This window comes from Collinsella aerofaciens, from assembly GCF_028209885.1.
In the GTDB taxonomy this organism is placed as follows: domain Bacteria; phylum Actinomycetota; class Coriobacteriia; order Coriobacteriales; family Coriobacteriaceae; genus Collinsella; species Collinsella aerofaciens_BA.
Genome location: NZ_JAQLEM010000001.1, coordinates 46,329 through 58,987 on the forward strand (window position 1 = coordinate 46,329; position 12,659 = coordinate 58,987).

At 58.5% G+C, this 12,659-nt stretch carries 10 protein-coding genes; 2 read left to right on the forward strand and 8 right to left on the reverse strand.

Going from position 1 to position 12,659, the window contains the following annotated elements:
* Positions 1–114 precede the first annotated feature (114 nt).
* Positions 115–2,796, forward strand: a complete 2,682-nt coding sequence (locus tag PMX21_RS00200; protein ID WP_271756981.1) for a DEAD/DEAH box helicase — start codon at positions 115–117, stop codon at positions 2,794–2,796.
* A gap of 79 nt (positions 2,797–2,875) precedes the next feature.
* Here PMX21_RS00200 and PMX21_RS00205 read toward each other — a convergent pair whose 3' ends face one another.
* The 6 genes from PMX21_RS00205 to PMX21_RS00230 all read right to left on the reverse strand — a co-directional run bounded on the left by PMX21_RS00205 (position 2,876) and on the right by PMX21_RS00230 (position 8,639).
* Positions 2,876–4,633 (reverse strand): DUF2130 domain-containing protein, encoded by a 1,758-nt coding sequence (locus tag PMX21_RS00205; RefSeq protein ID WP_271756983.1) that lies wholly within the window; start codon positions 4,631–4,633, stop codon positions 2,876–2,878.
* 136 nt (positions 4,634–4,769) lie between these two features.
* Positions 4,770–5,315, reverse strand: a complete 546-nt coding sequence (locus PMX21_RS00210) for a metallophosphoesterase (protein ID WP_271756985.1) — start codon at positions 5,313–5,315, stop codon at positions 4,770–4,772.
* A 66-nt stretch (positions 5,316–5,381) separates the two neighbouring features.
* Complete coding sequence (locus PMX21_RS00215; RefSeq protein WP_271756988.1) at positions 5,382–5,561, reverse strand: hypothetical protein; 180 nt, start codon at positions 5,559–5,561, stop codon at positions 5,382–5,384.
* A gap of 18 nt (positions 5,562–5,579) precedes the next feature.
* Positions 5,580–5,906 carry an HIRAN domain-containing protein gene (locus tag PMX21_RS00220; protein ID WP_271756991.1) on the reverse strand — a complete coding sequence of 109 codons (327 nt, stop codon included), beginning with the start codon at positions 5,904–5,906 and terminating at the stop codon, positions 5,580–5,582.
* Between the two features lie 123 nt (positions 5,907–6,029).
* Positions 6,030–7,409 carry an aldehyde dehydrogenase gene (locus tag PMX21_RS00225; RefSeq protein ID WP_271756993.1) on the reverse strand — a complete coding sequence of 460 codons (1,380 nt, stop codon included), beginning with the start codon at positions 7,407–7,409 and terminating at the stop codon, positions 6,030–6,032.
* 9 nt (positions 7,410–7,418) lie between these two features.
* Entirely contained in the window at positions 7,419–8,639 is a 1,221-nt protein-coding gene (locus PMX21_RS00230; protein WP_271756995.1) for an iron-containing alcohol dehydrogenase, read from the reverse strand.
* A 256-nt stretch (positions 8,640–8,895) separates the two neighbouring features.
* Here PMX21_RS00230 and PMX21_RS00235 point away from each other — a divergent pair, with 256 nt between their 5' ends.
* A complete protein-coding gene (locus tag PMX21_RS00235) occupies positions 8,896–9,456 on the forward strand; it encodes a ferritin family protein (protein WP_022094328.1) in 561 nt (186 codons plus the stop codon).
* 241 nt (positions 9,457–9,697) lie between these two features.
* Here PMX21_RS00235 and PMX21_RS00240 read toward each other — a convergent pair whose 3' ends face one another.
* Together PMX21_RS00240 and pdxR are read right to left on the reverse strand one after the other, a co-directional pair.
* Positions 9,698–10,555, reverse strand: a complete 858-nt coding sequence (locus PMX21_RS00240; RefSeq protein WP_271756997.1) for a hypothetical protein — start codon at positions 10,553–10,555, stop codon at positions 9,698–9,700.
* A gap of 563 nt (positions 10,556–11,118) precedes the next feature.
* The gene (gene pdxR / locus PMX21_RS00245; RefSeq protein WP_271757000.1) at positions 11,119–12,558 is read right to left on the reverse strand and encodes a MocR-like pyridoxine biosynthesis transcription factor PdxR; all 1,440 of its coding nucleotides are present in this window, start codon (positions 12,556–12,558) and stop codon (positions 11,119–11,121) included.
* Positions 12,559–12,659 lie beyond the last annotated feature (101 nt).

A 12,659-nucleotide genomic window follows, 5' to 3' on the forward strand; every position in this document is an offset into this window, starting at 1 on the left:
CTACACTAAACGGCTGGGCAGAACGCCCATTTCCTGCATTTTCTCGCGCGCTGGCACCCCGCGCCGCCGCTACGCCATAATAGTTGGCGGACAAACGCGAGAGAAAGCAACCACATGGCACAGACCACGACAGACACCACCGCCAGCACCGTTTCCGGCGCCGGAGCCGCCAGCTCATTCTCGGGCGGCACGGGAACCGAAGCCGAGTTCGGTTCGCTCGGCGCGCTCTCCCCCACCTGGTGGGAGCCCGAGGATGGCAGTGAGCCCGAACCGTGGCTCACGCCCGATCAGGCCTTCGAACGTTTCTTTGAATGGACGAGCGATCGCGGTATTGAGCTGTGGGACCACCAGGAAGAGGCCCTCATGGATCTAGCCGCCGGTGACCATGTCATTTTGGGAACACCGACCGGATCGGGTAAATCGCTCGTCGCGCTGGGAATGCTCTTTATGGGCATGGCGCAGGGCAAGCGCTGCTACTACACGGCTCCTATCAAGGCTCTGGTCAGTGAGAAGTTTTTCGACCTTGTGCAGGTGCTCGGCCGCGATAACGTCGGCATGATCACCGGCGACACGCACATCAACACCAAGGCGCCCGTCATCTGCTGCACGGCAGAAATCCTTGCCAACGACGCACTGCGCGAGGGCGAAGATGCCGATGTTGGCTGCGTCGCCATGGACGAGTTCCACTACTTTGCCGACCCCGATCGCGGTTGGGCCTGGCAGGTGCCACTGCTCGCCCTGCCTCACACGCAATTCATGCTCATGAGCGCCACGCTCGGCGATGTCACCGCGATCGCCGCCTCGCTCGAGGAACACACCGGCGCTACCTGCGACTTGGTCGTCGATGCCCCACGCCCCGTGCCGCTGAGCTACGACTACGTGACGACCTCGCTCGAGGGCACCGTCGAGCTCGCCATGCGCCGCGGCGAGGCCCCGCTCTACATCGTGCACTTTAGCCAGGACGCCGCACTTGCGACGGCGCAATCCCTCGCCAACTTTGGCATTGTCAGCAAGGAGCAGCGCGAGGCTATCAAGGAGGCGGCCAAGGGCACGAGCTTCTCGACGGCCTTCGGCAAGATCCTCAAGCGCTTGCTTGGCTGCGGCGTCGGCGTGCACCACGCCGGTATGCTGCCGCGCTATCGCCTACTGGTCGAGCGCCTGGCACAGCAGGGCCTACTGCCCGTCATTTGCGGCACCGATACGCTCGGCGTCGGCATCAACGTGCCCATCCACACTGTGGTGCTCACCGCGCTCACCAAGTTCGATGGCTACAAGATGCGTCGTCTGCGCGCCCGCGAGTTCCATCAGATCGCCGGTCGCGCCGGACGCTCGGGCTTCGATACCGAGGGCATGGTGATCGCCGAGGCACCCGAGCACGAGATCGAGAATGCCAAGCTTATGGCCAAAGCGGGCGATGACCCCAAAAAACTCCGTAAGATTAAAAAGAAAAAGGCCCCCGAGGGCTTTGTCACTTGGAACAAGCAGACCTTCGAGCGCTTAATCGAGACGCAGCCCGAGACGCTCAAGCCGCGCCTGCGCATCACACACTCCATGGTGATCAGCGTGGTCGAGCAGGGCGGCGATGCCCGAGCCCGCGTACACGACCTCATCGAGACGAGCCTGCAGACTCCCGAGGAAAAGGCTAAGCTCGAGGTTCGCGCCGACGAGATCTTCGCCACGCTCATCGATTCCGGCGTCGTCGTCCGCACCGAGGTGCCACCCGCGCCTGACGCCCCAGCTGACGCCGCACCAGACATCGACTATGCGCTGACGGTCGACCTGCCCGAGGACTTTGCGCTCGACCAGCCGCTCTCACCGTTTTTGCTTGCTGCGTTGGAGCTACTCGATCCCGAGAGCGAGACCTATACCATGGATCTGATCTCGATGGTCGAGGCAACGCTCGAGGATCCCAAGCAGGTGCTGCGCGCACAGGAGCGCGCCGCGCGCGACCGCGCGATAGCCGAAATGAAGGCTGACGGCGTCGACTATGAGGAGCGTCTGGAGCGCATTCAGGACGTCACCTACGAAAAGCCGCTCGAGGATTTGCTCGATGCCGCCTTTGACAAGTACTGCCAGGAAGTGCCTTGGGCAAACGACTACCAGCTCTCTCCCAAGAGTGTCCTGCGCGATATGCTGGAAAGCGCGAGCGATTTTAAGGGTTACATTCAAAAGCTCGGCATCGCCCGCTCCGAGGGCATTTTACTGCGCTACCTGGCAGAGGCCTACCGTTCACTCGACCGTACCGTGCCCATCGAGAAGCGCGACGAGCGCCTGCGCGACATTATCTCGTGGCTGGGCTTTGTGGTGCGCTCGGTGGACTCGAGCCTGGTGGACGAGTGGGAAAACGCCGGCAACCCGGCAGCCCTCGATGCTGCGCCGCCGCAGGGCATCGACGAGGTCGTGGCGGACCGTCGCGGCTGCACGCTATTGGTGCGCAACGCGCTCTTCCGCCGCGTGACCCTTGCCGCCCGCGAGCACGTTCGCGACCTGGGCGAGCTCGACGACGACTGGGGCATGAGCGAGATCCGCTGGCAAAAAGCACTCGACGCTTACCACGAGCAGCACGAGGAAATCCTCACCGACGGAGATGCCCGCAGCGCCGCGATGTTTTCCATTGACGAGTCCGACGAGAAGACCGCGCACGTATGGCACGTGCACCAGATCTTTGCCGACGAGGATGGCGACCACGATTTTGGCATCATGGGCGATGTCGATCTGGACGCCACGCAAGACGGCGGCGAGGTCATCTTCAAAAACTACCGCGTCGGCTTTATCGAGGACCTGCTCGAGGACTAGCCGGGCACAATGGAACGAAACGAAGCGGGGTCGCTGGCAACATCGCCAGCGGCCCCGCTTTTGCGCGATACGCTATCCCCTACTCGGTATCCTCGACCTCATACGAATCCGCCTCGGCTGGCTCATCGTTTGTCTCTGGCGCAGCCCCGCGTGCCTCGTCAAACGCCGCCTTCATGGTCTTGTTGCCCCAGGTGAGCTTGCGAATAGTAAGATCGTCGGCCTTCTTGTTGGCTAGGCGCAGATTGTTCTCGGAGGACAGCAACGCCTCCTTGGTTTTCTGCAGATGGCTAATCGTCTTGTCAATCTCATCGATTGCCGTTTGGAACTTGCGGCTCGCGATCTCGTAGTTGCGGCCGAAATCGTTCTTGAACTTTTCCATCTTGGCTTCGAAGTTCGTGACGTCGATGTTCTGCTGCTTGTACTCCGCCAGCTCCTGCTTATAGCGCAGCGAGCCCATGGCGGCGTTGCGCAGAAGCGTAATCATGGGAATGAAAAACTGCGGACGGATCACGTACATCTTCTCGTAGCGATAGCTCACGTCCACGATGCCGGCATTGTAAAGCTCGCTCTCAGGCTCGAGCAGCGTGCAGAGCACCGCGTACTCACAGCCTTTCTGGCGGCGATCGTGATCGAGTTTCTTAAAGAAGTCCTCGTTTTTATGCTTGGTCGCGGTCTCGTCGTTCTCGTTTTTCATCTCGAACATAATCGAAATGACCTCGTTGCCGCTTGCGTCGCACTCGCGGAAGATAAAGTCGCCCTTGGTACCCTCGGACGCATCGTTATCCTTCTCGAAGTACGCGTTAGGAAATGCCGTCATGCGCAGACGGTTGAACTCGGTCTCGCAGTGCTGCTCGAGCGACTCGCCCACCATCTTGGTGGACAGGCGGACCTTCATGTCCTTAAGGCGCTCAATCTCTTCATCCTTGTAGCGAATCAGGTCATCGCTCGCACGCTTGGCCTGCGCAAGCTCGAGCTCGTGTGCCGCCTTGGCCTGCTCCTCGCGAGAATCGCGCACCGCCAACTCGCTCGTCAGCTTGGCACGTGCCTCATCGCGCTCTCGCTCTGCCGCGGCGACCGCCTCCGACAGGTTCATTTTTGCCATCAGCTCCTGCTCGCGCAGCTGGGCACGCAGACCCTCGGCCTCTTGCTCGGACTGAGCCTTTGCGGCGGAAAACTTCTCTTGTACCTGCGCGCGGTAGTCAGCAAGCGCGCGCTCGGCCTCGCCGCGAGCGGCATCAAGCTCACGCTGCGACTCTGCCGCGGCGGCGGCAAGCGCCATCTCCTGGGCCTTGTCCGCCGCGGCAAGCCTAGCCTGCAGCTCGGCAATCTGAGCGTCACGTGCAGCTAAATCGTTTTGGGCAGCGTTGCGCGCGGCCGACTCGACAAGCTTGGCTTCGTCATCTTTGCGTCCCAGCTGCGCACGCAAATTGTCGATCTCGCGCTGAAGCTCGGCGTTTTCCTTTTGAGCGTCGGCACGGGCCTCAACCGCTGCGCGCTGACTTGCGCTCTCGCGCTCTGCGGCAGCGCCCTCGAGCTTGGCGCGCAGCTCGGCAAGCTCAGCATCGCGCTTGGCAACCTCTTGTGCCATCTTCTGCTCCGCAGTGTTCTTCTGCTCGGCAAGCTGAGCATTGCGCTGAGACTCTGCCTTTTGCAAGGCAGCCGTCGAACGCGAGCGCTCAAGCTCCAGCGCCTGCTCGCCCTCGCGCTGGACTGCCCTCACACGCTCATCCAGGTCGCGCGAAAACTCGGCATTGCGCACCTGCTTGACGATATCCGCATAGCCGGATGCGTCGACCTTAAAGACTTCGCCACAATGCGGGCACTTGATCTCGTTCATAGCAGCTCCTCAATGGACGTAAATTTCAACCGCCTACACTCTACCGCGCCGCACGGACAAAAAAGACGCCGCTGCCATAATGGCAACGGCGCCAGGACCACCACAAAGGTACCTATCCTTTGTGGTGGTTCGAGAATTACAGTCCAAAGAAGCCAAGGATTTGATCTCGGCTTACGGGCTTGTACTCGTTGGCGTCGAGGCCCACATCGTAGCGGTAAATGGGGCGCTCGCGATCGCGGTTGCGCGCGTTGGTGCGGTCCCCCCTGCTGTGGATATGCCCGTGCAGCATGATGGCACCACGCGCCTTGCCATTCCAGCTGAGCATGGGGTAGTGGCTCATAACCAGGCGATGTCCCTTGGCATAGCCGGGAGCAATCTCCAGGTAATCGCGCACGTCTTCCCAAATCTGCGGTACGTCGGAATCTTCCCAGTCGCTGTCATGGTTACCGCGGATGAGCGTCACATTCTTGCATTCGATACGCTCGCGCAGGCGCACCGCCTCAGCCAAGGGCAAACGATAGGTAAAATCTCCCAGGATGTAGAGACGGTCATCCGCAGCCACGCACTCATTGATGGCATCGATGACCTTGCGGTTCATCTCCTCGACCGAGCCAAACGGCCGATCCATATCGTGCAAGATATTCGTATCGCCCAGGTGCAAGTCGGCGGTAAACCACATCATCGTCTGTGTCCTCATTTCGCAACGCGTCTAACACGTGCCTAGTATACAGACGCTTTGGCGCGTCGGTTAGCCAAAGAGCCCGCCGAACAGTCCGCGGCGGCGTTTGTCTTTCTTTTTCGACGCATCACCCTGGGCGTTCTTGTCCTGCCGCTTCTTACGGTCCTGCTCCAGCTCATCATCGTCGAGCAGCATATCCCACTCAAACGGGTCATCCGTCAGATCAAACAGATCATTGTCATCAAACATGGCCGCCTCCCTTACCGATTAACGGGCATCCACCACATAGAGGCCAACGCGCACCTGATGCCACGGGCTACGCTCGGGGGCAACCTGTTGCACGCGGGCCTCAAATACGTCCTCGTGGCCGTAATACATCATCACGGATAGCGAGCCGACCTCGTTTCCCGGAACATAGCCGAGCTTGGTCTTGCCGTAATAGATCGCAACCGCCTCGGGATCATGGGGGTTATCGCGCTCGGCACACAGCGTCAGCTTATCGCCCACTTTTAGATCACCCAGGACCAATGCGCCATCGGCATACTGAAATCCTGCAATGTGAAATGACAGAAGAACACGCGAAGGCTCGTACATAGCAGCTCCTCTAACGGCCGGATAAACCGGTGTGTAACCTTATTGAGAAGTCTACGAACTCGCGCGGACACAAATTCGCCCCACCCGCGCCTTTTCGACCGTTTGTCGCTACACCATCTGATTCTAATGCACAAACATGCGCACGAACTTGTGCTTCCAGCTTGCGTAGGGCGCATACCGAAACGGCACGTCCGGCCACGTTGCCTTGTTCACGACGCTCTTCTTGTGGCTAAACGTATCGAAGCTCTCACGTCCATGGTACTGTCCCATACCGCTCGCCCCCATGCCGCCAAAGCCCATATGGCTCGTGGCCAAATGCATAATGGTGTCATTAACACAGCCACCACCAAAGGGCACGTAACGCACAAAGCGCTGCTGAACTGCGCGATCCTGACTAAAGATATACAGGGCCAGCGGCGTCGGACGATCCGCAATAAACGTCTCGGCCTCGTCTAGGCTCTCAAACGTCAGCACCGGCAAGATGGGGCCGAAAATCTCCTCCTGCATCACGGCGTCATCGGGGGACACGCCGTCCAAAATCGTCGGCTCAATCTTGAGCGATGCCTCACGCGCGGCACCTCCAAGCACGACCCTATCGGGATTGATCAGCCCGCGCACGCGCGCAAAATGCTTGGCGTTGACGATATGTCCGTAATCCTCATTGTCGAGTGGATGTTCGCCAAACATGCGGCGGACCTCCTCCTTGATAAGGCCCAACAGCTCATCGTGCACGCGCACGTCGACCAGCAGATAGTCGGGCGCTACACAGGTCTGGCCCACGTTGAGCCATTTACCAAAGGCGATACGCCGTGCCGCGACCTTCAAATTTGCCGTCGCATCCACGATGCAGGGGCTCTTTCCGCCCAGCTCAAGCGTCACAGGCGTGAGGTTTTTGCTCGCGCGCTCCATGACGAGCTTGCCGACCGGAACGCTACCGGTAAAGAAGATTTTGTCCCAGCACTCATCGAGCAACGCTTCGTTCTCGGCGCGCCCGCCCTCGACAACCGTCACCAGGCACGGATCAAATGCCTCTTCACAGATTTGCTTGAGCACCGCGCTCGATGCCGGAGCATAGGCACTCGGCTTGATAACCACAGTATTGCCCGCGGCAAGGGCGCCGGCGAGCGGCTCGAGTGTTAGCAAAAACGGGTAGTTCCACGGAGCCATGATGAGCGTGACGCCATAGGGCACGGCTTGCGTTTTGCACACGCTCACGGCGTTAGCGAGATCGCACGGACGCAGGCGCGGACGACTCCATCGAGCCACGTGAGCGATCTGATGTCGAATCTCGGAAAGCGACGTGCCGATCTCGCACATATAGGCCTCGTCATGCGACTTCCCCAAATCGGTCTTGAGCGCATGGGCGATATCAGCCTCGTGGGCCCGTACTGCATCGCGTAAACCCACGAGCGCGCGACGTCGAGCATCGACATCAAACGTGGCGCGCGTCTTAAAGTAGGTGCGCTGATCGCCGACGATGCGCGCAATTTCCTCGGTGTTCATGGCAACCTCCTAGTTCTCGTCCTCAAACATACCACCTGCAACAACTTCGTACATATGCTCGAGCTCCAGGCGGTCCATCAAAAGCGGAACGGGGTACAGGGGATTGGCCTCGGCATCGGCATGCGCCGCCATCTGCGGAATGTCGCAGCGGCGAATACCCGAGACATATTTGGGGATTCCCAGGGCCTCGTTCATGCGGTCGACCCAATCGATAAAGGCCTCGGCCGCAAGACTGTCCTGCGCGGTAGCCGGCGCAATGCCCGCCATGCGAGCAAGATCGGCAAGCTTGGGGGCGGCGGCGTCACCATAAGCGCGAAGCATGTGCGGCAGGATGATAGCGTTGGCCAAACCGTGCGGAATTCCGTATCGGCCGCCCAGACTGTGCGCGATGGCATGCACATATCCGACATAGGAGCGGGTAAACGCAACGCCCGCCTTATACGCCGCCGAAAGCATATTGCGACGCGCACGCATGTCGTCGCCATGCTCATAGGCCTCGAGCAAATTGTCGTGGATGAGCTGCACCGCCTGTCGCGCCATCTTGCGCGTATAGGGCGTGGTGCTTCGCCCGATAAACGCCTCGACGGCATGCGTCAGGGCGTCCATGCCCGTCTGCCCCGTAATGGAGGCGGGCAGACCGCGCGTAAACTCGGGGTCGTGCGCCGCAAAGCGCGGGATAAGCACAAAGTCGTTAATGGGATACTTGTAGTGCGTCTCGTCATCGGTAATTACCGCCGCAAGCGTGACCTCGCTTCCCGTGCCCGCCGTGGTGGGAACGGCGATGAGCAGCGGCAGGCGACGATGAATCCGCAGCAGGCCACGCATTTTGTTGATGGGTTTGTTTGGCTGCGCAATGCGCGCTCCCACACCCTTGGCGCAATCCATGGCCGAGCCACCGCCAAAGCCGATAATGGCCTGGCAGGCGCGCTCTCGATACAGGGACGCCGCCTCCTCCACATTCGAGACCGTGGGGTTCGCACGCGTTTCGGCATAGACCGTAACGCCAATCCCCCTGGATGCGAGCGCCGCCTCGAGCGGTGCCGTGAGCCCCAGACGGGCAATGCCGGGATCCGTCACGATAAGGACCTTCTGGATCGAGCGCTTTTGAAGCACCGCGGGCACATCCTCGGCATGCTCTAAAATGCGCGGCTCGGTATAGGGCAGGATCGGCAATGCAATGCGAAAAACCGTCTGATATGTTCGGCACCAGGCACGACGGGCTAGATGCATAAAGGAAACTCCTTCATTTGTTGATAGGTCAACATTTGCTCGCCCGATTGTACTCAGCAAAAATCGCAGACGGCCTCCCAATCGTTAATCAATCAACATCTTCATATCTCGAAATTGTTTTATTAAAAATCATTCCTAATAGGCTTCACATTTGGTTGCATTTATGGATAATAGAACTCGTCAAGACGCACGTCCGGAGAGGGCCCTTACGGGACCGGACGAGCGCACAATCGCCATCGATCGAAAGGATCGAATCATGAAGTTTGTTTGCCCCGTTTGCGGTTATGTGGAAGAGTTCGACGGCGACCAGCTGCCCGAGGACTTCAAGTGCCCCCAGTGCGGCGTTCCCGGTTCTCGTTTCCTGAAGCAGGAGGAGGGCCAGCTCGAGTGGGCTGCCGAGCACGTCGTGGGCGTCGCCAAGATGGAGGGCGTCTCCGAGGACATCGTTGCCGACCTGCGCGCCAACTTTGAGGGCGAGTGCTCCGAGGTCGGTATGTACCTGGCCATGGCTCGCGTCGCCCATCGCGAGGGTTATCCCGAGATCGGCCTGTACTGGGAGAAGGCTGCCCACGAGGAGGCCGAGCACGCCGCCAAGTTCGCTGAGCTCCTGGGCGAGGTCGTAACCGACTCCACCAAGAAGAACCTCGAGATGCGCGTTGAGGCCGAGAACGGCGCCACCGCCGGCAAGACCGATCTTGCTAAGCGCGCCAAGGCCGCTGGCCTCGATGCCATCCACGACACCGTGCACGAGATGGCTCGCGACGAGGCTCGCCACGGCAAGGCTTTCGCCGGCCTGCTCAAGCGCTACTTCGGCTAAGCCAGCAACCTGAGACATAACCTCTAGCTCGATGAGGCCCGGACCGCATGGTTCGGGCCTTTTTCGTGCCTCACGAACTTGTTAACTACCTGAAATAGGGCCGCCTTCGGCATCGGCTTCTCGTCAAAAACTAAGTGAGTAGACTTTTTGGAACTTGCCGAGCAGACCATCCATATCACTTTATAAAGCCGCAGGTAAATGCCTTGTTGCAAAACGACCTAGTCGCCAAAGTGCCAAAAGTCTACTCACTTAGATTCGCAGCCGTCCACAATCGAGCCATTTTGTGTCTAACGGGCATCTTTCCGTCGATTACTCCCAATTTTGTCCAGTCAACGAATAGTTCAGACCTGAGTAATGTCTCAGCCCTTTGCTCATCTGAGCTTTTATCACGATATTCAGCATCGAGCATCCTGCATACGGCCTTAACGATCGCGCGGAATCTATCCTCATCCGATATCTGTCTGTGTGTCAGGAGAAGCACATCGTAGCCCATGGCCTGAAGGGCCGTCATGCGGTCAGCGTCACGCAAGCCATCCCCTGCGCGTCCGTGCGAGGCCTTTCCCTGACATTCAATGGCCACCTGTCGCCTGCCGTCCGGCGAAGACAGAAGTATGTCGATATATACACGGGACTTTCCCACAATCGCTCGAGCACTTGTGCTTAGCATCACTTCAACATTAAGCTCTATGTCGCAAAAACCTTCGCCTCCCAGTGATCGCGGCAGTGCAAGTAGCAAATACGCCTCGACCTCAAAAGGCGACGCGGCACCCAATGGAACGAGTTGCGACACCGTCCTAAATCTATTGCCGTAACGTATCCCGCAAACATCTGAACAAAAACGGTCAAGGTCTCCGCCCAAAACCAAAGCGTCTCGACGCCATAAATTTGAGGCGGTGCCGTCCTCGGACGGGCAGCGCACCCAACCGAACGTTGTCGAGATCGCGCCCGAATCAATTGCACGCGAAAACTCCGCCTCAAGTGCCGCAGGCAGAGCGCACACCGCAAACAAGCCACACATCTCCGCCAATACCAAAAGAAGCTGAAGATCCGTCAGATGCCGCGACATGATGAATACCGTCAGTAGAGGAGACGTAATCAAAAACCCATGCTCCGTTTCCAGTACGGATTCCCTGGGAAGCTCACCAAGAAACAGCCGCTGCCTAATGCTGGCAGGACAAGTCCGTTTGTTTCTCGTCTGAACCAATGTATACAACGGAAAACCGAGCGCGACCGCAGCCGTCGGGTTGCGGGCGAGATCATATCGCTGCCGGTCTTCTTCCGGTCGTGGAAGCGGCGGACACAGAGCGCGGACCTGAGGGGGCAAACGCCAGTACCTAAAAGCCGATATGTCACAAAGTAGATCTTTCATAGGCACAGGAAAACACGAATTTCAACCCAGTCAGTCACGCATTGGCGCGAACGCGCCAAAAATGGTGCCGAACGGACTGCCAAGTTTTCAACAGCCCTCCCCAACTGGCCAAAAGCTTGCCGAGAGCTGGACGAAGTTCTGTTGAAAACCCCATTTTTTTCTCATGCAGAAGCTTTGCGCGACAAGTGAGTAGACTTTTTTTGAACATCCCGAGCAGCCCGGTCATCCTGCTTTTCAAAACCGCAGGTAGATAGCTTGTTACAAAACTGCCTGGTCGCCAAAGTTCCAAAAGCCTACTCACTTAGATTGCAGAGCGCTCCCATTAGCTGCGATTCCAAGGTATTTAGCGCTTTTGGACTCAAATCGTCATACTGAACAAGAATTTGACTTGAGTTTTCAGGGACAGATGCGCCATCGGCACACCAAAAACAGTCACCGATATCGATAAAAGAGATGCTCGAGCGCGTGAGGGCCCGTGCAAAAGTGCTTCCGCCCGTTCCACGCTCCGCAACCACGGTACAGTAAAGGCCCGCATCTGCCTGCTCGATCGAGACTTCCCCTGCCGGAAACGCTTTCCGCACAAGCGACGTCAGGCCATCACGCGCCTCGCGAGCACGAACGCGCACGCGGTTCACATGTCGCTCGTAATCACCCGATTCCAGCAAACGCGCCAAAGCGACCTGGTCAACAGAGCTCACCGACGAGGCGTAGAAACCAAGGTTGCGCCTAAACCGCTCCATTAGCTCATCGGGCAACACCATATACGCCAAACGCAACGCCGATGAAAGGCTCTTCGAAAACGTGTTGGTGTAGATAACCGACTGGGCGGCATCGATCGATGCGAGCGCGGGAATCGGCTTCCCGGCAAGGCGAAACTCACAATCAAAGTCATCTTCGATGAGATACCGACCTGGTCGCTCGGCGGCCCAGCTCAGAAGCGCATAGCGACACGCAATGCTCGTCACAAGGCCGGTCGGATACTGATGGGACGGCATCAGGTGAAGGACATCGGTCCCGCTTTTCTGCAGAGTGCTCAAGTCCACGCCCTCGTCATCCAACGGGATATGTCGAACTTTGCAGCCCATAGCCTGATAGATACGCGTCAGACGCAAATAGCCCGGGTCCTCAACGGCATACACCTTGTCGGCTCCAAGCAACTGAACCAACATGGTATCGAGCAGCTGGGCGCCTGCACCGATAACAATGTTGTTGGGGTCGACATTCATGCCCCTTGTCCCACGCAGATGGTGAGCAATTGCGCGTCGCAGCCGAGCGGTGCCCTGCGCCGGTGCGGGCGAAAAGATTTCGCGCTCATCTTCGGATGCCAGCGTCGCCCGTAGTGCGCTTTGCCAAAGCCGCGCCGCCTCCAAAGCGGAAGGAGAAAGTGCATCGAACAGCTCGACCTGTCCGTTGACATCATGCGCGCTGAGGCCCACAGAGACGGTATCTCGGTCGATGCCCTGCGAAGCCAAAGGCAAAACCGGTGCATCCGGAAGCTTGCAAGCGTAGTAGCCACGACGCGGCATTGAGCAAATATAGCCCTCGGCAAGTAACTGGCTATATGCATTCTCGATGGTAATGACACTGATTCCCAGATGACTGGCAAAGGCGCGCTTAGACGGAAGATGCTCCCCCGCCACAATACGTCCAGCAACAATATCATCTCGAATTTGCTGGTAAACATACTCATAAAGCGATGCTTCGCCGCGTTTTTCCAAATTGTAGTCAAGCATGAGTTTGCCACCTGACCTTATCGAGCTGTTCAATCTGGTATTAGGCTGACATTATTATTATCTCGAAAACTGAGTATTTTGCCATACCCAGCTCCCCGATA

Coding starts and splice junctions, on each gene's coding strand:
- PMX21_RS00200 (WP_271756981.1), top strand. CDS start 115: ATGGCACAGACCACGACAGACACCACCGCCAGCACCGTTTCCGGCGCC.
- PMX21_RS00205 (WP_271756983.1), bottom strand. CDS start 4,633: ATGAACGAGATCAAGTGCCCGCATTGTGGCGAAGTCTTTAAGGTCGAC.
- PMX21_RS00210 (WP_271756985.1), bottom strand. CDS start 5,315: ATGATGTGGTTTACCGCCGACTTGCACCTGGGCGATACGAATATCTTG.
- PMX21_RS00215 (WP_271756988.1), bottom strand. CDS start 5,561: ATGTTTGATGACAATGATCTGTTTGATCTGACGGATGACCCGTTTGAG.
- PMX21_RS00220 (WP_271756991.1), bottom strand. CDS start 5,906: ATGTACGAGCCTTCGCGTGTTCTTCTGTCATTTCACATTGCAGGATTT.
- PMX21_RS00225 (WP_271756993.1), bottom strand. CDS start 7,409: ATGAACACCGAGGAAATTGCGCGCATCGTCGGCGATCAGCGCACCTAC.
- PMX21_RS00230 (WP_271756995.1), bottom strand. CDS start 8,639: ATGCATCTAGCCCGTCGTGCCTGGTGCCGAACATATCAGACGGTTTTT.
- PMX21_RS00235 (WP_022094328.1), top strand. CDS start 8,896: ATGAAGTTTGTTTGCCCCGTTTGCGGTTATGTGGAAGAGTTCGACGGC.
- pdxR (WP_271757000.1), bottom strand. CDS start 12,558: ATGCTTGACTACAATTTGGAAAAACGCGGCGAAGCATCGCTTTATGAG.